The sequence below is a fragment of the Gluconobacter kanchanaburiensis NBRC 103587 genome, from assembly GCF_007988905.1.
Taxonomy (GTDB): Bacteria; Pseudomonadota; Alphaproteobacteria; order Acetobacterales; family Acetobacteraceae; genus Gluconobacter; species Gluconobacter kanchanaburiensis.
Map to the genome: position 1 here is coordinate 88051 of NZ_BJVA01000007.1, position 18599 is coordinate 106649.

Sequence of the window (18599 nt, forward strand, 5' to 3'; positions counted from 1 at the left end):
TGGTCAGGAACTCAAGCCGTTTGAGCAATCCAGCGTCTCAGGCGCGGTTCGTGCGGCGCGTCGCAGCCTTTTTCGTGACGCCCTTGCGGGAATGGCGGCTTACCGTCGAGGGTGCTTCGCAGCTTTCATAGGAAGCCGGCTGGGCAACGTCCTTGGCTTCGGCGTAATGGGCAAGGTCGGAAGACGTTTCCAGTGCGTTGATTTCGTCGAACATCGCTTCGCGCTGTTGGCAGAAGACCGTCCCGGACTTCAGGCCGCCGAGCGACTGGATGTCGGCGAGCTGCGTGATGTAATCATCATGCTCGACCTGCGCACGACGACCATAAGTCGTGCGGAAATAGCTGTTCAGGCGCTCGTCCGCATTCAGCAGGGCCGGACGGAACTTGCTGACGAAGGCATTGTACCGTTCCTGAGCCTTGCAGGACAGTGCTGTCACCATAAGTTCGGATTTCAGACCGGCCACGTCGAAAGCTTCGTGAGCGGGCGAATTACCGCAGTCCGCAGCGCGGGCGGAGAGGGGGTGAACGGCAGCAAGCGTAGCGCAGGAAAGCCCGACGGCAAACAGGCTATTGACGGAACGGCGAAAGATCGACGGCATTGACAGACTCCACAAGACCGGGACGCCCGGCCACAACCACTGGAACAGACTACCCGCGGTCGACCCCCTGCGAAAGCTGATTCTGCGTCTGAGGAACGTGCGGCAAGCCATTAATCCGAAACATTATTTCGTGGCAGAAAATTGGCGTTCTCCACCTCAAAGCCAATTTATCGCGTCGGGGGTATAAAATACCGTCAAAATGGCGACAGTGCCTCCATGCAGTCTTTCGCCTCGTGCGGTCCTGTTCTACATCCGAACGTCTGTCCGCTGTGAAAACGCGGCCTGTCCAGTCACGATGCGTTGGAGTTGACCGTGCGTCTGCGAGGTTCTGCCATTACCCTGGGTTCGGCACTGGCCGTTTCCCTGCTTCTTTCCGGTTGTGCCCAGCAGCCGATCGTCCAGCGTTCCGTGGCCCCGAATCCCTTCGGCTACCAGCGGGCTTCTGCCGTCTGCCATGTCTCCGCCGTCAAGAAGGCTGCCGATGGTACGATGAGTGTGGATATGACGGTTCGCAGCGATGACGGCCTGTGTTCCATTGCCATCCAGAAGCCGTTAGGCGGTAGCTACGCCTCTTTCGGCGTCAATCCTCCGCCGACACACGGCAAGGCCTTCCTCTATAACTACGATGGCAAGACCTACGTGGATTACACGCCGGCCACAGCCTATGCCGGAACAGACTCGTTTACGGCCGAGCTGATCCCCGGCGGTGGCCAGAAGCGCGAGCATCTGACAATTCACGCCACAGTGGATGCGACCGGCGTCGTTGTTGCAAAGCCGCCCGCAGTTGTTGCACCGACTCCAGCAAAGACGACGGCCCGGAAGGCCACCGTGCGTCATACGGTGCGTCGCAAGAAGTAAGTTTCCTTCCAGCCATGGATCGGAACAGGGCGGGGAGGCTTCTCTCCGCCCTTTTTTTGTCTGACAGGCGCGAAAAAACCGGCGGCTCCTTACGAAGCCGCCGGTTGAGCAGAAGGCTGGATCTGTTTTCCCGTTTACTTGAAGTCGATCTCTACACGCCGGTTCTGCGCTTCGCGGGTGTTGGGGCCTGTGACCACGAGCGGATGGGCCTCTCCGAAACCGTGAGTTGTGATCAGACCGGCAGCAACACCATCACGCACCAGTTCTTCTTTCACAGTATTCGCACGGCGCTGGGAGAGCGCCATATTGTAAGCTTCACCCCGGTGACCCGGATGCGCTGCCGAACTGTCAGTATAGCCGCTGACTTCAATATGCGTGACCTGCACGGAAGTGGAATTGCGTGCTGCCGTAGCCACAACAGCTTTGGCGCGTGTGCTGAGTTCAGAAGAATCCCAGTCGAAGAATACGAGATAGGTCCGCGTGGGCGCAGGAGCCGGGATCGGCATGGGAGCCGCAACCGGTTTCGGCGGCGGGGGCGCCGGATTGAACTCGTAGCGCAGACCCAGCATCAGCGAATGGTTGAAATCCGTTCTCGTATCGCGGTTACCGCTGGAGACGCCGAATTCTTTCGTCTTGTCCCAGCCACCATAGATTCCGGTCGCCGTGGCCTTATGTCCGTTCGGCCCCATCAGTGTGTAGAAGCGGTATTCCGCCGTCGCTGACAGACCCACAACCCAGGGAACGGGGAAGGAAAGACCGAAAATTCCCTGATAGGCAAAATTTCCGGTCGTGCCGCCGACATGCTGGTCAAAGGCACCGTTCGGGGCATGAACATAGGTGTTCATCGCCTGCCAGCCATAGCCGACGCCAGCACCAAAATATGGGAAAACCCACGATTTGCCGATATCCATGTCGAACAGGGCGTTAGCCATGACGCCATAGCCCTGCTGACGGCCACCGACGGAAGACGGGAAGGTGCTGGACCGGAACTGCTGCAGACGATTGTTGCGGTAGTTGCCCTCGACCTCGACGCGGAACCCGTTGCCAAGGCCATATCCCAGGCTGCCGATGCCGGTGACGCCCGCCTGATAGTGGTCCCGCCCGCTTGGAAAGACCGGGGATAGGCGCGCGGTCTGGTCCTGGTTGAAGCTCGCTCCGCCTTCTCCGGCGATGTACAGACCTTTGATGGGCTGCGCGGTTGCGGCACCCATGACGAGCATTGAAACGCCTGCTGTGAACCCGGCTCGGGTCAGCCAGGTTCTGACAACGGATCGCTGCGTCATGTCCATTTCTCTCCAACCAGCCAAATCTTGTGTGTGTTCTTGCCGAAAGCTCGGACGATGGCAACGCATCACACAGCACAATGCCGCATCATACGGTTTTCTTTATGGCAGGTTCGCCATGTGCTGTGTCTTCACTCCCACAGTTTACGCCTCTTCGTCCAGATCGAGGCGTCTCGATCCCAGGGTGCGTTCTACGGGCTGGGCAACGTCACGCATCTCAAGTTCGATAATCCACAGATCGGGATCATAGGTCTTCTGCCGTTCCAGATAGGCGTTGACGCTTTCCGCGTCGGTGGCGTCCACACGGACCCAGTCGCTGCCATCTTCCCGCAGGACCCCGAGTCCCCCGCTCCGGTCCGTCAGGACGATCAGGACTGCGCCTGCGTCTTCGTCACCTTTTTTCAGCACCATGGCCGAGGTGCCGTCGGAAGAAATACGGCGCAGGACAGCCCGTACCCAGAGTCCCGTTTTCAATCGTGCGGCCATGGTTGTTTCCGTTCGTCCTGCATGATTAGTGGAGAGGTGCGCTGTTCTCGTCCGGAACAGACTCCAGCGCTGCCCGGTAAGCGGCCGGAGAAGACAGCAGCGCCCGTGCTGCTTCCATGTCGGAGTCCGATCCGATCGCGGCGGGACAGTGCTTCCGGATCTCGAGGATTTTCGCAACCGGAACCGGGTAACGTGCTGCGCGTGCCATCTGTATAGCTTCGCCCTGAAGGGTATGGCCCTCTCTGAGCGCGGCGAGCTGCGCCTGAAGTGAGTCCGTGCCCAGGGATGTGCAGATCTGGGGCATGACCCCCAGCCCCTGGATCGGCCAGCCGAGAGGCGCCTGATTGCGACTCCACGTCACGAACAGCTCGCCTCTGTTGGGCATCTGTCCAATGACCTGCACGAGGCCTTTGCCAAGCGTTTCGCTGCCGATCACGACAGCGCGCCGGTGATCGGCGAGGGCAGATGCGAGGATTTCCGCCGCGCTCGCCGTTCTGCCGTCTACGAGAATGACCACAGGGGTGCCATTGGTCATGTCGCCACCCTGAACGGCCCAGATATGGTTGGCCAGTGGATTCCGGCCATGCGTGGTTACTGCCACACCATGATCGAGCAGGAGTGCTGCCGTAGTGACGGCCTGCTGGAGGACGCCGCCGCGATCGCCCCGCAGATCAATGATGATGCCCGCTGCTTTCTTGCCCGGAGAGGTGGTTGAAGGGGCAGTCTGGGTTGGATCGTCCACGACCTGATCCAGAAACTGGCTGACTTCCTCGGCGGTCTGGGTCGAGAAGGAGGCGACGCGTAGCAGGGTGAAGGGGCCGTCGCTGGACGCGAAGACGGTCTCTGGCGGAACCTGCGTCCGTTCCAGCCGGACCGTCGTTGTGCGGTGCCCTCGGGAGGAAATCCCCAGCGTGATGGAGGTGTGGTTGTCTCCTTCAAGCCAGCTCTGCACGGTTGCGGCATCCTGTCCGTGCGTCGTGCGCCCGTTGACGGACACCAGATGCTCGCCCGTATCTACCCCGGCCTCCCAGGCAGGTCCGTTGGCGTTGACGGCGGCGATCACGATTTTCCGTCCGCTTTGTCCGAGTGTCAGTCCCACGGTTCCCGTATCTCCTGAACGGCGCGTACGGTCCGACAGGGCAGGCGCCGGCGCAAGATAGCGGGAATAGGGATCCAGGTGATTGAAAAGCTCGTCGAAAAAGCCCTGCAAAAGTGCGTCCGGCCCGGCATCACGCAGCGTGGAGGACTGTTTCCATGCCGCCTGCATGGCCGCCGTGACAAGTTCCGCCCATGCGCCATTGCTGTCGGCCGGGGGAACAGGCTGAGAAAAAATGACGGTCTGCCCTTGCAGGACGGTCAGCACCGAGGGGGACTGTGCCGAAGCGTCCGAGGCCTTCTCTGCGGCGACCGCCGTGCTTGGAGCTGACGCAAGGGGGGTGGGAGGAGCAGGATGGGTTTCCGTAACGGAGAGGGTCGGGTCAATCGCGGTCAGGCCATCCAGCCCCCAGATGCAGAAATCCCGGGCGGAATGGGCCTCAAGGGTCCGGGGCTCCAGAAAACCGAGCGCCGCGACCAGAACTTCGCGTGTCGCCGAGACTGAAAAGGAGGGGGCTGGCGGCGGAATTACCGGTGCGGGTGATGGCTGTGTTTCTGCCGGATGGCCGTTTGGCAGCGGTGATCCGGCAGCAGGGATGTCCTGTGTCCTGGCGGATCCTGTGGAGGTCATGAAGATCAATATGCAGACCGCCAGACCCAGACCCCGGGCCGGACGACATGCCGCCTCTCGGCTGCGCGGCATGGTGAAAGTCATAGGGCGGACAGCATGACGCAAAACGGGGTCCTTGGAGACGGGATAGCAAAAGACGGCTGCTCCCGTAACGTGACCACGCCACAAACTTCAGCCACGGTAAAGACTTGCCAGATCAAATCTGGGGTCGGCAGTGCCATCTGGCAACACTGCCGACCCGATCTGTTTTCAGTCTTCCGACGAGGTGTCGGAAGCAGTCTTACGCTTCCGCGCTGTTGTGGTTTTCGTCTTTGTGGCAGATTTGGCCGGGCTACGCTTCGTTACTTTCTTCGCCGCAGTCTCATCCCCTTCCGAAGACGCAACAGCTTTCTTGGCTTTTGCCGTTTTCGGAGCTGCTTTTTTCGCGGAAGTTTTTTTTGCGCCGCCTTTCAGTGGCTTGCCCTTTTCCGCCAGAAGCGCCACCGCTTCATCGAGCGTGACCTCCTCCATGTCCTGCCCCTTCGGCAGGTTGGCGATCAGCTGACCATGCTGGGCGTAAGGGCCGAACCGTCCCTTGCGGATCATGACTGCTTCGCCGTCCTTGGGGTGTGGTCCCAGATTGCGGATGGAGGCGAGCTTTTTTGCCAGCGAATCTACGGCCCGGTTCAGCCCGACTGTCAGGACGTCGTCGTCCTTGTCGAGCGTGCCATAGATGGCGCCCATCTTCACATATGGCCCGAACCGTCCAAGGCCGGCCTCGATCTTTTCGCCCGTTTCGGGGTGAAGTCCGACCAGACGCGGCAGGGACAGCAGTCCCAGCGCCTGTTCCATGGTCATGGTATTGCCGTCGATTCCCTTGGGAATGGTCGTCCGCTTGGGCTTGGCTTTCTTGTCCTCGGGATTGGGTTCGCCGCGCTGGATATACAGCCCGTACGGTCCGCGCCGGATCGAGATGTCCTCCCCGGTATCCGGGTCCTGGCCTAGAATTTTCGGCCCGTCGTTCAGCCCTTCGGTATCGCCTTCCTCGGCCACCAGACGACGGGTGAACTGGCAGGTCGGATAATTCGAACAGCCGATGAACGCGCCGAACTTGCCAAGCCGCAGGCCCAGCCGTCCGGTTCCGCAGGAGGTGCAGACGCGCGGATCGCCACCATCGGGGCGGGGCGGGAAGAAATGCGGCGCGAGGTCTTCGTCCAGAGCGTCGATGACGTCCGAGATTTTCAGATCCTTGGTCTGCGCTACAGCAGCCGAGAAATCATGCCAGAACGCCGCCATGACATCATGCCAGTCCGCACGGCCGCCTGAAATATCATCAAGCTGTTCTTCAAGCGAGGCTGTGAAACCTGAATCCACATAGCGCTCGAAGAACGATGTCAGGAACGCTGTAACAAGCCGTCCGCGATCTTCAGGCACGAAACGCCGTGCATCAAGCCGCACGTAATTGCGGTCCCGCAGTACGCCGAGAATGGAGGCGTAGGTCGAGGGACGGCCAATGCCGATCTCTTCCATTTTCTTGACGAGCGAGGCTTCCGAATAACGCGGAGGCGGCTGGGTGAAATGCTGCTCGGCGTCCACGGCGCCGGTCGTCAGGCGGTCGCCTTCCTTCATCGGCGGCAGGAGCTTGCCGTCTTCGTCTTCAGCCTTCGTATCGTCTCGGCCCTCGATATAGAGCTTGAGGAAGCCGTCGAATGCGATGGTCGAACCCGTGGCGCGCAGAAGCGTCTGGCCACTCGCATCCGCTAGCGTTACCGCCACCTGATCCAGTTCCGCCGACTGCATCTGCGAGGCGACGGAACGCTTCCAGATCAGCTCGTACAGCTTCTTCTGGTCGGGTGTCAGCGCATGGCCGACCTGTTGGGGTGTCAGAAAGACGTCAGTCGGGCGGATGGCCTCATGGGCCTCCTGCGCGTTCTTGGCCTTGGTGGAATAAGCGCGCGGGAAATCCGGCACATAGTCATCGCCGAACGCCTTGCCGATATGCCCGCGGATGGACCCGATGGCTTCCTTCGCCATCGTCACACCATCGGTTCGCATATAGGTGATGAGGCCGGTGGTTTCGCCGCGCAGATCCACACCTTCATAAAGCTGCTGCGCCGTACGCATCGTCGTCTGTGCGCTCATGCCGAGTTTGCGGGACGCCTCCTGCTGGAGGGTCGATGTCGTGAACGGCGGCGGCGGGTTGCGCTTGGTGCGCTTGCGCTCGACGGAGCGCACCGTGAACTGTCCGCCGAGGACCGTATCGCGCGCGCCGAACGCCAGTTGTTCGTTGTTCAGGTCGAACTGGTCGAGCTTCTCGCCCTTGAGATGCGTCAGACGGGCCTGAAAGGCGGCCTTGCCGGGCGTCGTGAAGCCGCCGGTGACGGTCCAGTATTCTTTCGGACGGAAAACCTCGATTTCGGCTTCGCGCTCACAGATCAGACGCAGTGCGACGGACTGCACCCGCCCGGCGCTCCGGCTGCCCGGCAGTTTGCGCCACAGGACGGGGGAGAGCGTAAAGCCCACCAGATAGTCCAGCGCACGACGAGCCAGGTAGGCGTCAATCAGCGGACGGTCCAGCTCGCGTGGAGCTGCCATCGCTGCCGTGACGGCTGATTTGGTGATTTCGTTGAAGGTGACGCGATGGACATCCACGTTCTTCAGAAGCTTCTTTTCTTCCAGAACGCTGCGGACATGCCAGGAAATCGCTTCGCCTTCGCGATCCGGGTCAGTGGCGAGATAGAGGTTTTTCGCCCCCTTCAGCGCCTTGGTGATTGCTGAGATCTGCTTTGCGCCGCGCTCGTCCGTCTGCCAGCTCATGGCAAAATTTTCGTCCGGGCGCACGCTCCCGTCCTTGGGCGGCAGATCCCGCACATGTCCGAATGAAGCGAGCACGGTATATCCGCTTCCCAGATACTTGTTGATCGTCTTGGCCTTTGCCGGGCTCTCGACCACCACAACGTCCGTCATCGCCACTCCGGTATTCCGCGTCACTTCAGTTCGGCAGCAACGCCACGCGTCCGCCGGGCACAAACTCCACGACCCCGCCAAGCTCCAGCTCGGCCAGCGTCGCAAGTACTGCCGATACGGAGAACTGGCAGCGGTGCACCACGTCGTCAACTGTTACGGGTGTCACGGAGAGGAGCGCGCAAACCGTTTTTCCGACCAGATCCGGGTCTGTCCAGTCTGCTTCACTGGTTGCACTCCATGGGTGAGACGGTTCGGAAAAGCCGGTTAAGAGCGGATTATGGGATGCTGAACGCTGCCACGGAGCTGGTTCTCGTCGAGGGAGGTCCGGGGGAAGAGCCTGTAGAATGTCACCGATATTTTCTGTCAGAGTTGCCTGGCCCGTCTTGATCAACTGGTTTCCGCCCCGGGACCGCGGATCGAGCGGCGATCCGGGCACGACCAGCAGTTCGCGGTTATAAGACTGGGCCAGTTCAGCCGTGATCAGTGTGCCCGATCCCAGTGTTGCCTCGATGATCAGACATCCCAGCGAAATCCCGGCGATCAGGCGGTTGCGCCGTGGGAAATGGCGGGCCAGAGGGGCAGTCCCGAGCAGAGATTCCGTGACCAGACAGCCCTGTTCTGCAATTCGTTTCTGGAGGGAGGTATTTTCGGGCGGGTAGACATGATCGAGGCCTCCTGCGATTGCGGCCACCGTCAGTCCCGGATGAAGCGCAGCCGCATGGGCCGCCGAGTCGATTCCCCGGGCCAGACCGGAGATGATGCAAAGCCCGGCCTGTGCAATTTCGGCAGAAAGACTTTCCGCAATCCGGATTCCCGCCGCCGAAGCATTCCGTGCGCCCACAACCCCGACAGACCGCATCGACAGTTTGCGGACATCACCAAGAGTGAACAGGACGGGGGGTGCGTCCGGGATCCGGGACAGCATCAGTGGATAGTCCGCATCGCCCCGTAGAAGCATCCGTCCGCCCAGTTTTTCAAGGCGTTCGAGCTCGTCCGTCATGGACGAAACGCTGGGGATGACGGCTTCGTCCCGGCGTCCCGCCTTGCGCATCCGTCCGGGCAGGGCGGCGAGTGCCACGCCCGCACTTCCATACTGGGTCATCAGTCGCGTAAAGTTGACCGGGCCCACCCCCAGCGTGCGTGCGAGGCGCAGGGCGTCGATTCGGTCAGTGAAGGACGTGGTGGCGGGAAGGCCCAGAGAAGCGGTCATGATGCTCTGCTTTAAGGCAGATTCATTAATAGTCGCTTAAAATCTAGCGAGGGGGCGCCTGATCGACCGTCACACGAGGCTCCCGACCTGTCAGGAGGCGGCCAATATTGCCGGCGTGTCGCACCCAGATCAGCAAAGAGACGAGCAACGTCGCGATGGGAACAGGAGAAGAGACGGGTTTTCCCGACAGAAACACCATCAGCACGGGGGCCAGAAGGAAAGCTGCCAGCGCTCCTGCTGAGGAAATCCGGCTCAGGCGGGCGACAAGCAGCCAGATCACACAGCATGCCAGTCCGACAGGCCAGCTCAGGACCCAGAGTGTACCAAGGCCGGTGGCGACGCCCTTGCCGCCCCGGAAGCCGAGCCAGACCGGAAAACAGTGCCCGAGGACGACGGCGACGGTCGCCACGGCCATGGTCATCTCGCTCGCGCCGGGGAAGAAAAACCGTGCGATCAGGACTGCCGCAGCTCCCTTGAGTGCATCCAGTAGTAGCGTGGCCGCAGCCAGGCCGCGTCGTCCCGTGCGCAGGACGTTGGTTGCGCCGATATTGCCCGAACCGATCTTGCGGATGTCGCCGCCGCCAGAAAGCGCCGTCAGGAGCAGCCCGAACGGGATGCTTCCGATGACGTAGGACACGAGAAAGAGCAGGATGAGCTGTGCCTGAAAACCGCTCATGACTGTGCCTCCGCCAGCCCGTCAGCTGTGAAGACTTCCACGCCCCGCTTGAACGTCCGCAGGACACGGCCTTTCAGATCCCGACCGTCAAACGGTGTATTCTGCGCGCGTCCCGGGAGCTCTCCGGCGACCACAGTCCAGGAGCCTTCCGGATCGAACAGGCATAGATCGGCATCGCTCCCGACTGCCAGCGTCCCGGCGTCAAGGCCCAGCAGGGCTGCCGGAGCAGATGTCACCAGCCGCAGGGCATTCACAAGCGGCAGTCCCGCGCCAAGCGTGACGCCCAGCAGCGTGACCAGTCCGGTGCCGCCAGCGCGAGCCTGCGCGAAAGGCAGGCGCTTGTCATCTGGGTCTGCCGGAGCGTGGTCCGAGGCTACGGCGTCGATCGTTCCATCCGCCAGTGCTGCGCAGACGGCCTGTCGGTCCGTATCGTTGCGTAGGGGGGGCGAGAGTTTCGCGTAGGTGCGGAAGTCGCCGATATCGTCTTCGGTCATGGCGAAATAGGGCGGCGCCGTATCGCAGGTCACACGGACGCCCCGGCTCTTGGCCGCACGGATCAGATCCAGCCCCTCTGCCGTCGAGACATGGGCGAAATGCAGCCGCGCCCCGGTCATGGCCGCCAGACGCAGATCGCGGGCGATCATGATGGCCTCGGCTTCGGCCGGAACCTGCGGCAGACCCATCCGCACCGCGCGTGCTCCGGCCGTGGCACAGGTCCCTTTGGCCAGAGACGGATCTTCCGGATGCTGCACCACGATGGCGTCGAGAAAGCGTGAATAGGATAGCAGGTTGCGCATCTGCTTGGCGTCTGAAATCGCGCGGGTTCCGTCCGTGAACGCCACGGCTCCGGCGTTGCGGAGCAGCCCGAGTTCGGCCATTTCGCCGCCCTCGCAGCCGCGCGTCAGCGCGCCGTAAGGATGGATCGAGACCATGCCCGTCTCTTCGCCCCGGACCCGCAGCAGATGCACGAGCGCCGGATTGTCGATCGGCGGGGAGGTGTTGGGCAGGACCGCCATGGTGGTGATGCCACCCGCGACGGCAGCCCGCGCCCCGGAAGACACGCTCTCACGGTATTCCGATCCCGGCTCTCCGAGGGCCACGCGCATGTCCACCAGACCGGGACACAGCACGGCTCCCGCGCCATCAATGACCCGCGCGCCTTCGGGGACCGACCCGTCTTCGCAGGCGACGATCTTCCCCTGACGTACCACAAGTCGTCCGGTCTCATCGCGGCCTGAAGCCGGATCAATCAGGCGGACATTCTCAAAAACGATATCAGTCATACCGGCATCCGTGCCCGGGACAGACGGTCCAGAACCGCCATCCGCACAGCCACGCCCATTTCAACCTGTTCGGAAATCACGCTCTGATCCGAATCCGCTACGTTCGAAGCGATTTCGACGCCACGGTTCATCGGTCCCGGATGCATGACGAGCGCGCCGGGTTTGGCCAGTGCCAGACGGCGGCGGTCCAGCCCGAAGAAATGAAAATATTCCCGTGCGCTCGGCACCAGCCCAGCCCCCATGCGCTCTTTCTGGAGCCGCAGGGACATGACAACATCCGCGCCCTCGAGCGCCTTGTCCATGTCGGAATATAGTTCGACATTGCCGAGGCTGGCCATGGCACCCGGAAGAAGCGTCGGTGGTCCGACCAGCCGTACCAGGTTTCCGAATGCTGTCAGCAGGTGGATGTTGGAGCGTGCCACCCGGCTGTGTCCGACATCCCCGCAGATGGCGACCGTAAGGCCCTCAAGGCGGCCGAAATGCCGGCGGATGGTCAGGGCATCCAGCAGCGCCTGTGTCGGGTGTTCATGTGTGCCGTCGCCAGCATTGACGACGCTGGCTTCGACTTTCTGCGACAGCAGGGCCGGCGCACCGGACTGCGCGTGGCGGATAACCAGCAGGTCACAGCGCATGGCGTTCAGCGTCGCTGCTGTATCCAGCAGCGTCTCGCCCTTGTTCACTGAACTTGTGGCGACGGACATGTTGATGACGTCCGCGCCAAGCCGCTTCCCCGCGAGTTCGAAACTCGTACGGGTGCGGGTGCTGTCTTCATAGAACAGGTTGATGACCGTCCGCCCCCGCAGCGCATCGCGCGGCGCGGAGCGCGAGCGGCTCAGCAGCGCATAGCTCTCCGCCAGATCGAGGAACGGCACGAGCTGTTCGGCCGACAGCCCCTCGATTCCCAGGAGATGCCGGGGGACGGCGGGCCGCTCAGCCATCGTTGGATGCGGATGCAAGAACGGCTGCGATGCGGGCCAGAACCTCGTCCTGTCCCAGCGCCGCGAGCGTCAGGTCAATGCCCGGAGACGTCGTGGAACCGGTCATGGCCGCGCGCAGCGGCTGGGCCACGGAGCCGAGCTTGATCTCATGTTTTTCAGCATAGGCGCGGAGCGTTGCGTCGACGGTTTCGGGCGTGAATTCCGAAAGCGCGGCCAGATCCTTGCCTACGCCTTGAAGAACCGTGCGCCCGTCCTCGCCCAGCAGCTTCTCGGCTTTGGGGGTGAAGGTCAGGGGCAGGGTGAAGCCTGCGAAAGCGGCGTTGTCCGCCAGTTCTACGAGTGTTTTTGCGCGTTCCTTGAGGCCCGGCATCATTGCAAGAATGCGTGCACGGGTGCGGTCGTCGGTCACAACGCCGTCGCGGCCTGCAAGACGCTGCATGACGTCATCCGTCAGGCGCGCATCATCGGCGACGCGCATCCAGATCCCGTTCAGATGCGCCAGCTTGACGTAATCCATCCGGGACGGGGAGCGGCCGACGCCATCCAGGTCGAACAGCTTGATCTGCTCCTCGCGGGACAGGACTTCGGCATCGCCATGACCCCAGCCCAGACGCAGCAGGTAGTTGCACAACGCTTCCGGCAGATAGCCTTCCTCGCGGAAATCCACGACTGACTGCGCGCCATGGCGCTTGGACAGCTTGGCACCGTCCGGCCCATGGATCAGCGGCAGATGCGCGAAATGCGGCAGGTTCCAGCCCATGGCGCGATAGATCATGGCCTGACGGAAGGTGTTTGTCAGATGATCGTCACCGCGCATGACATGGGTGATGTCCATATCGTGATCGTCCACGACCACGGCGTGCAGATAGGTCGGCGTGCCGTCTGAACGCAGCAGGATCAGGTCGTCCATTTCGGAGTTTGCGACCCGGACTTCGCCCTGCACCAGATCCTTGATGACCGTCTCGCCGTCACGCGGGGCCTTCAGACGCACGACATAGGGTGCACCGGCGGGCGCTTCGGACGGATCGCGGTCCCGCCATGTGCCGTCGTAACGGGGTGGGCGCTTCTCGGCCATGGCCTTCTCACGCATGGCGGTCAGTTCTTCGGGGGTGCAGAAGCACTTGTAGGCCTGACCCTTTTCCAGAAGCTCAAGCGCCACTTCCGTATGGCGGTCCTGCCGGGCGGACTGGAAAACCGGTTCCGCATCCGCCTCGATTCCCATCCAGGCCAGACCGTCAAAAATCACGTCCACGGCTTTTTGAGTGGAGCGTTCCTTGTCGGTGTCCTCGATCCTCAGGAGGAATTCGCCGCCATGATGACGGGCAAAGAGGAAATTGAACAGGGCGGCGCGGGCGTTGCCGACATGCAGCAGACCCGTCGGGGAGGGGGCAAATCGCGTACGGATGGTCATGCCGCCGTCATATCATGCTCTGACCCGCGCTTCCATCCGCCTGCGCCTGCGTGACTCAGGTGCTTCGTCACGCGCCATCGCTTTACAAAACGCTAAGGTTCTTCAAGCGCGTGTGATTTCCAGCCGCCTCCCGAAGCGGCCTATTGTGGGATTCAATAGTCCGGGTGGTGCCTTTCCAATGAACAGACGAGATTTCAATGCCCTGCTGGCAGGGCTGGGTCTGACCTTCGGAGAGGGGAAGATCCATCACGCCAGCGCCACGACCTCCCGTGTGGATGTCTTTAAGCTGCGCGCCAATGACTGGGTTCCGAACAATCCGGATCTGCCCGTCATCGTCTATCGCAATGTGCTTGAATCCGGGCCGGATCGCGAGGCGGTGTATGAAGACCTGTTCAGCCGGAACGGCTGGCCGCCGCAGTGGCGCAACGGTGTTTATCCGTTTCATCACTATCACAGCCTTGGTCATGAAGTTCTGGGCTTTTCCAATGGTTCCGCACGCCTGATGCTTGGAGGGCCGAATGCCCGGACGGTCGAGGTGCGCGGTGGCGACATCGCCGTGCTTCCGGCCGGAACGGGGCATTGCAATTTTGGCTCGGATGAGGATTTTACCGTCATAGGCGCTTATCCGCCCAACCAGTCCTTCGACATTCTCCGCGCCGCGCCTACAGCGGAGCAGAGTGCCCGTATTCACGGTCTGCCATTCCCGAAAACCGATCCGGTTCAGGGCGCAGCAGGTGTTCTCGCACGGGAGTGGCACCCATCATGACGGGTTTTCCTCTCAGGCGCCGTCCTTTCCTTGCAGCGCTCGCGGGGCTGGCTACGGTCAGTAGCGCCAGCGCGGTTGAAGCACCCACCCAGAAAACCCGGATCGGCATCATTGGCACGGGTCATGTGGGCACGACGCTGGCTGAACTCTGGGTTCGTGCGGGCTATCACGTCATGGTTTCGGCCCGTTCCCTGATGGAAGCCCAGTCGCTTGCGACATCTCTCGGCCCGCTTGCTACGGCTGGCACACCCGCGCAGGCTGCGGTTTTTGGAGACGTGGTGGTGCTCGCTGTCCCCTATGGCGCCATTCCTCAGCTCGGCCCGCAACTCAGCCGGACATTGATGGACAAGATCGTGCTGGACCCTTCCAATCCCTATCCCTGGCGGGACGGAGCGATTGCGGATACGGCGCAGCGGGACGGGGCAGGGGTGACGACCCAGCGTTATTTTCCGTCCGCGCATGTGGTGCGGGCATTCAATTCCATCGACATGAGTACGCTGCGTTCCGAAGCGCACCGTGTCGCGCCGCTGCTGGCGGTGCCGGTAGCGGGTGATGATGCGCAAGCCGTGTCTCAGGTGAGTGTTCTGGTGAAGGCAGCGGGGTTTGACCCTGTCGTGACCGGAAATCTTGCGACCGCAAAGCTGTTTCAGCCGGGGAGCACCGGGTTTGAACTCGAGCGGGATGTCGCTGGTCTGAAGCAGGCGCTGAATCTTCCGCAATAACAGGCCACGTTAACGCATCTACGCCGCAGGATCCGCTGACTCCGATCGGGGAGGAGCGTCCTGCGCAAAAATCCGTTACGGTCCTGTCCGTGAAGACAAAGACCCTCTCCGTTCCGGATCTTGAGCCGCGCGAACTTCTGGAAAAGGCGGAACGGTCTGTAACCGTGCAGACGCCTTCTGCCGGCATAATCCGTTTCATTCTGGATCAGGGGCGGCAGTTGATCTGCTGGATTCCGGTGGGTGTCGGGCTGGGGGCCATGCTCTATCTCGCGCTGCCGTTCGAACCCTCCGTTCTTTGCGTGGTGCTTCTTACTCTGCTGTTCGGCCTGTCAGGGGCTGGGTGTTTCTGGTGGGGCTGGCAGCGGCTGTTTCCGCGCCTGTTGGGATTCGCGTTTCTGGCTCTTGCAACCGGTTTTGGGGATCTGGCTTTTCAGGCCCGGATGCAGCCCCCCATGCCGGTCCTGCCGACTCATGCCACCATTCTGACGGCGCGCGTTTTGTCGCTTGAGATGCTGTCTCCGCGCAGTGATGACGAGGATGATGGTCATCGTGTCACGCTGGGGGATGCGGTGTTTGACACGCCTGTCGATGCTGGAATGGCTCCACTGCGCCGCACGTTACATATCCGGCTGCGCGACGATGAGGATCTCTTGCCCGGCCCTGGCAGCATGATCCACCTGCGGACCATGCTCCGTCCCCCACCACCACCGTCCTGGCCCGGAGGACGCGATCTTCAGCGCGAGGCCTGGTTTTCGGGACTGGCGGGAAGCGGTTATGCACTGGGTCCGGTCAGCCTCGACAGCGCATCTGCTAGCCGGTCCGGGCCGGGTGGTCTCGTCAGGGGGGTTGTCGAATCCCTGCGTGAAACCGTGACCCTGAGGGCCAATGCAGCCCTGTCCGACCAGACGGCGGCCATTGCCGCCACGCTTCTGGCAGGTGAAGCCGGAGGCATCGACCCGCAGACGAGGGAAGCGTTTTCGGCATCCGGTCTGGCGCACCTCCTCGCTGTGGCGGGGTTGCATCTGGGTCTGGTGATGGCCGCTGTCATCGTAACAGTGCGCTGTGGTCTGGCGTCCATCGAATATGTCGCCCTGCGCTGGCCGTGCCGGCAGATTGCAGCCGTTTCCGGGCTGCTGGCCGGAGCAGCCTATGTGCTGCTGACGGGTGCGCATCTGCCCAGTCTGCGGGCGCTGGGCATGGCTAGCCTTGTGACGCTGGCCATCGTGACCGGGCGGCGCGTTCTGTCCATGCGTTCGCTCTCCATTGTAGCGCTTCTGATTCTGCTGGTTTCGCCGGTTTCGGTGGTGGATGTGTCGTTCCAGATGTCCTTCGCTGCCGTGATGGGGCTGATCGCGGGTTATGGCGTGTTGCGCGAACCGCTCATGTGGCTGCGTGGGGAGGGTGAATGGTACAGGGTTGTGGCTTCCCATGGCGCGGCCCTGACATTGACGAGCCTTCTTGCCGGACTGGCGACGCTGCCGGTCAGCATGGCGCATTTCGGCGCGCTTCAGCCCTGGTTCGTGCTGGCCAATCTCGTGGCTGTGCCGCTGGCTGCTGTCTGGATCATGCCAGTCGGGCTTCTGGCTCTTGTGACCATGCCGTTTCATGCCGAAGCGCCGTTTCTGAAACTGATGGGCGTAGGCATTCGTATCGTTCAGACACTGGCGGAGCGCGTGGCGGCGTTTCCGATGGCGCATCAGCCTGTTCCGGCCATGCCGGGCTGGGGGCTGCTGCTCGTAATGCTGGGGCTCTGCTTCCTGTGTCTGTGGAAAGGCCGGATTGCCCTTGCTGGTCTGCTGCCGGTTGCGATCGGGGTGGGGTCCATCTGGATGGCCCCGAAACCGGATATTCTCGTGTCGGCGGATGCGGGGCTGATGGCGGTTCGCAGTCAGGGCATGCTTTTGGTCGGTCCGCATTCGGGTCTGGAACGTCGCACGTTGGAAGACTGGCAGAAGGCTCTTGCGCTTCCCACGGGGGTTCTGCCGTCAGACTGCCTCTCCGGCCCGTGTCGGGTGGCGGTTGGCTCCGGGACTGTCCTGCTGCGGGTCCGCGACCCATCGGACGGAACCGCGCTGCCGACGGCGGCACAGTGTGAAGGCGTAAGCCTGTTCATCAGCGCATCCCCCGCCCGCAAAGGTTGCCCTGATGTGCCGTCCATTGATCGGTTTTCGGTCTGGCGCGACGGGGCCTACAGCGTGTTCGCCGGCCGCGTCTTCAGGATCGTTTCGGATCGGATCTGGCGGGGAAACCGGCTCTGGGTTCCGCCCGTGGGCTGGCACGGCATGCCCAATCTGCCTCTGGCCCAATCGGAATAAGCCGCGTCTCAACGTTTTGGAAAGTAATCGCCCTTTAGGATTGCTCCATAAGGAGATCCGTTATCGTGGCTCATAAAACCGCAAGGGCTGTTCTGGGAGCCGTTTTGTCTGGCCTGTCACTGATGATCGCCCGCCCGGTGCAGGCTGCTCCGGCTGCGATCTGGGAGGGGCTGACTCTGGGCATGAGCGTCCCGGAAGCGCAGATCAGCCATCCGCAACTGACGGCGCTGCCCTTTCCGGTGCCGCGTCCGGGTTTTGCGCGTTACGTCATGCAGGGACCGTTCATCGGCTCCTGCCTTTCGACCGTGGACGTGAATTTTCTGGGCGGGCGTCTGGCGTCCGTTGAGGTTCATGCCCTGACGGATACGGATTCCGGTGATGTCCGCATCTGCGCGGAGGAATGGGGACGTGCCATTCGTCAGAAATATGGTCAGCCCCTGTTCGACGTCCGCGCGCCCATGACGGAAAACATCACCTGGAATGCGAACGGTTTTTCCGTGACGACCCATATGCGCGTTCTGAACAGCATCGTGGTCTATTCCGTGTCCTATCAGGCCCCGCGCCGGACAGCCGCCCAGATTTTCTGAAGGGGCGTCTAGCGCGCGGCAGCTTTCCGTGTCGCGGGAGCCACCATGCGTTTGTCCGGATACAGGCACCACGTCGTGGCCGGGCAGCGCCAGCATTCTGGCGCGCGGGCTTTGCAGACATAACGTCCGTGCAGGATCAGCCAGTGATGCGCAGGGCGGAGCATGTCCTTCGGGATGCGTGCAATCAGCCCGTCCTCGACCTGTCGCACGGTTTTGCCGGGGGCCAGACCGGTGCGGTTGCCGATACGGAAAATATGGGTATCGACCGCCATCGTATCCGCGCCGAATGCGACATTCATCACGACATTTGCTGTCTTGCGCCCTACACCGGCCAGCGCCTCGAGCGAGGCTCGGTCGGATGGTACCTGTCCGCCGTGACGCTCCAGCAACTGATGGCAGAGTAGGTCCACATTATGCGCTTTCGCCCGCCACAGGCCGATGGTGCGGATGTGCCGCGCAATACCCTCTTCGCCGATGGCCGCCATGGAGGCCGGGTCGGGGGCTTCCTCGAACAGGCCTTTCGTCGCTTTGTTGACGGATTTGTCCGTCGCCTGTGCCGACAGCACGACGCTCACCAGTAATTCGAACGGATTGTGGAACACCAGTTCGCTTTCCGCATCGGGATTGGCTTCGGCCAGTGCTGTGATGAAGGCTTTGGCCGCCGCCTTGCTCATGGCCCGCTTCGCGGTTGCGGGGGCATCGGTCATGACGGGCACTCCAATAGCGTGTGTTGCGTCCGGTTCGGACACACAGCAAGATACGGCAAAGTTTTGAAAATTCCATGCCATCACACC

Annotated in this window: 16 protein-coding genes; 5 read left to right on the forward strand and 11 right to left on the reverse strand. The window is 62.1% G+C overall.

What is annotated here, in order from left to right; all coding sequences use genetic code 11:
• Positions 1–37: 37 nt before the first annotated feature.
• A complete protein-coding gene (locus tag GKA01_RS07520; RefSeq protein ID WP_146860960.1) occupies positions 38–598 on the reverse strand; it encodes a hypothetical protein in 561 nt (186 codons plus the stop codon).
• 312 nt (positions 599–910) lie between these two features.
• On the opposite strand from GKA01_RS07520, the gene GKA01_RS07525 reads away from it, so the two are divergent.
• Positions 911–1456 carry an Ig-like domain-containing protein gene (locus GKA01_RS07525; RefSeq protein WP_167506331.1) on the forward strand — a complete coding sequence of 182 codons (546 nt, stop codon included), beginning with the start codon at positions 911–913 and terminating at the stop codon, positions 1454–1456.
• A 134-nt stretch (positions 1457–1590) separates the two neighbouring features.
• Here GKA01_RS07525 and GKA01_RS07530 read toward each other — a convergent pair whose 3' ends face one another.
• The 9 genes from GKA01_RS07530 to gltX all read right to left on the reverse strand — a co-directional run bounded on the left by GKA01_RS07530 (position 1591) and on the right by gltX (position 13415).
• Positions 1591–2739, reverse strand: a complete 1149-nt coding sequence (locus GKA01_RS07530; protein ID WP_146860963.1) for an OmpA family protein — start codon at positions 2737–2739, stop codon at positions 1591–1593.
• Positions 2740–2883: 144 nt separating this feature from the next.
• Complete coding sequence (locus GKA01_RS07535; protein ID WP_146860966.1) at positions 2884–3225, reverse strand: DUF1491 family protein; 342 nt, start codon at positions 3223–3225, stop codon at positions 2884–2886.
• A 25-nt stretch (positions 3226–3250) separates the two neighbouring features.
• The gene (locus tag GKA01_RS07540) at positions 3251–5023 is read right to left on the reverse strand and encodes a S41 family peptidase (protein WP_228119959.1); all 1773 of its coding nucleotides are present in this window, start codon (positions 5021–5023) and stop codon (positions 3251–3253) included.
• A gap of 177 nt (positions 5024–5200) precedes the next feature.
• The gene (gene topA, locus GKA01_RS07545) at positions 5201–7897 is read right to left on the reverse strand and encodes a type I DNA topoisomerase (protein WP_146860969.1); all 2697 of its coding nucleotides are present in this window, start codon (positions 7895–7897) and stop codon (positions 5201–5203) included.
• 25 nt (positions 7898–7922) lie between these two features.
• Positions 7923–9107: a DNA-processing protein DprA gene (dprA, locus tag GKA01_RS07550; protein ID WP_146860972.1), complete on the reverse strand. Its 1185-nt coding sequence runs from the start codon at positions 9105–9107 to the stop codon at positions 7923–7925.
• Positions 9108–9150: 43 nt separating this feature from the next.
• Positions 9151–9783 carry a glycerol-3-phosphate 1-O-acyltransferase PlsY gene (gene plsY / locus GKA01_RS07555; protein WP_146860975.1) on the reverse strand — a complete coding sequence of 211 codons (633 nt, stop codon included), beginning with the start codon at positions 9781–9783 and terminating at the stop codon, positions 9151–9153.
• Complete coding sequence (locus GKA01_RS07560) at positions 9780–11066, reverse strand: dihydroorotase (RefSeq protein WP_146860978.1); 1287 nt, start codon at positions 11064–11066, stop codon at positions 9780–9782. Before GKA01_RS07560 ends, plsY begins: the two co-directional genes overlap by 4 nt.
• A complete protein-coding gene (locus tag GKA01_RS07565) occupies positions 11063–12004 on the reverse strand; it encodes an aspartate carbamoyltransferase catalytic subunit (protein WP_146860981.1) in 942 nt (313 codons plus the stop codon). The genes GKA01_RS07560 and GKA01_RS07565 overlap by 4 nt, the downstream gene beginning before the upstream one ends.
• Positions 11997–13415, reverse strand: a complete 1419-nt coding sequence (gene gltX / locus GKA01_RS07570) for a glutamate--tRNA ligase (RefSeq protein WP_146860984.1) — start codon at positions 13413–13415, stop codon at positions 11997–11999. Before gltX ends, GKA01_RS07565 begins: the two co-directional genes overlap by 8 nt.
• A 178-nt stretch (positions 13416–13593) precedes the next feature.
• On the opposite strand from gltX, the gene GKA01_RS07575 reads away from it, so the two are divergent.
• From GKA01_RS07575 to GKA01_RS07590, 4 genes are all read left to right on the forward strand, one after another.
• Positions 13594–14181 carry a cupin gene (locus tag GKA01_RS07575; RefSeq protein WP_146861085.1) on the forward strand — a complete coding sequence of 196 codons (588 nt, stop codon included), beginning with the start codon at positions 13594–13596 and terminating at the stop codon, positions 14179–14181.
• Positions 14178–14903 carry an NADPH-dependent F420 reductase gene (locus GKA01_RS07580; protein ID WP_146860987.1) on the forward strand — a complete coding sequence of 242 codons (726 nt, stop codon included), beginning with the start codon at positions 14178–14180 and terminating at the stop codon, positions 14901–14903. The genes GKA01_RS07575 and GKA01_RS07580 overlap by 4 nt, the downstream gene beginning before the upstream one ends.
• Before the next feature lie 89 nt (positions 14904–14992).
• On the forward strand, positions 14993–17218 hold the full coding sequence (locus tag GKA01_RS07585) for a ComEC/Rec2 family competence protein (protein ID WP_244289183.1): 2226 nt from the start codon (positions 14993–14995) through the stop codon (positions 17216–17218).
• Positions 17219–17283: 65 nt separating this feature from the next.
• Entirely contained in the window at positions 17284–17805 is a 522-nt protein-coding gene (locus GKA01_RS07590; protein ID WP_146860990.1) for a hypothetical protein, read from the forward strand.
• 8 nt (positions 17806–17813) lie between these two features.
• Here GKA01_RS07590 and nth read toward each other — a convergent pair whose 3' ends face one another.
• On the reverse strand, positions 17814–18512 hold the full coding sequence (nth, locus tag GKA01_RS07595; RefSeq protein WP_194265863.1) for an endonuclease III: 699 nt from the start codon (positions 18510–18512) through the stop codon (positions 17814–17816).
• Between the last annotated feature and the right edge of the window lie 87 nt (positions 18513–18599).

What these genes read in the sequence shown, in the direction of transcription:
- GKA01_RS07520 (WP_146860960.1), bottom strand. Translation starts at nt 598, where the DNA reads ATGCCGTCGATCTTTCGCCGTTCCGTCAATAGCCTGTTTGCCGTCGGG.
- GKA01_RS07530 (WP_146860963.1), bottom strand. Translation starts at nt 2,739, where the DNA reads ATGACGCAGCGATCCGTTGTCAGAACCTGGCTGACCCGAGCCGGGTTC.
- GKA01_RS07535 (WP_146860966.1), bottom strand. Translation starts at nt 3,225, where the DNA reads ATGGCCGCACGATTGAAAACGGGACTCTGGGTACGGGCTGTCCTGCGC.
- GKA01_RS07540 (WP_228119959.1), bottom strand. Translation starts at nt 5,023, where the DNA reads ATGCCGCGCAGCCGAGAGGCGGCATGTCGTCCGGCCCGGGGTCTGGGT.
- topA (WP_146860969.1), bottom strand. Translation starts at nt 7,897, where the DNA reads ATGACGGACGTTGTGGTGGTCGAGAGCCCGGCAAAGGCCAAGACGATC.
- dprA (WP_146860972.1), bottom strand. Translation starts at nt 9,107, where the DNA reads ATGACCGCTTCTCTGGGCCTTCCCGCCACCACGTCCTTCACTGACCGA.
- plsY (WP_146860975.1), bottom strand. Translation starts at nt 9,783, where the DNA reads ATGAGCGGTTTTCAGGCACAGCTCATCCTGCTCTTTCTCGTGTCCTAC.
- GKA01_RS07560 (WP_146860978.1), bottom strand. Translation starts at nt 11,066, where the DNA reads ATGACTGATATCGTTTTTGAGAATGTCCGCCTGATTGATCCGGCTTCA.
- GKA01_RS07565 (WP_146860981.1), bottom strand. Translation starts at nt 12,004, where the DNA reads ATGGCTGAGCGGCCCGCCGTCCCCCGGCATCTCCTGGGAATCGAGGGG.
- gltX (WP_146860984.1), bottom strand. Translation starts at nt 13,415, where the DNA reads ATGACCATCCGTACGCGATTTGCCCCCTCCCCGACGGGTCTGCTGCAT.
- GKA01_RS07575 (WP_146861085.1), top strand. Translation starts at nt 13,594, where the DNA reads ATGAACAGACGAGATTTCAATGCCCTGCTGGCAGGGCTGGGTCTGACC.
- GKA01_RS07580 (WP_146860987.1), top strand. Translation starts at nt 14,178, where the DNA reads ATGACGGGTTTTCCTCTCAGGCGCCGTCCTTTCCTTGCAGCGCTCGCG.
- nth (WP_194265863.1), bottom strand. Translation starts at nt 18,512, where the DNA reads ATGACCGATGCCCCCGCAACCGCGAAGCGGGCCATGAGCAAGGCGGCG.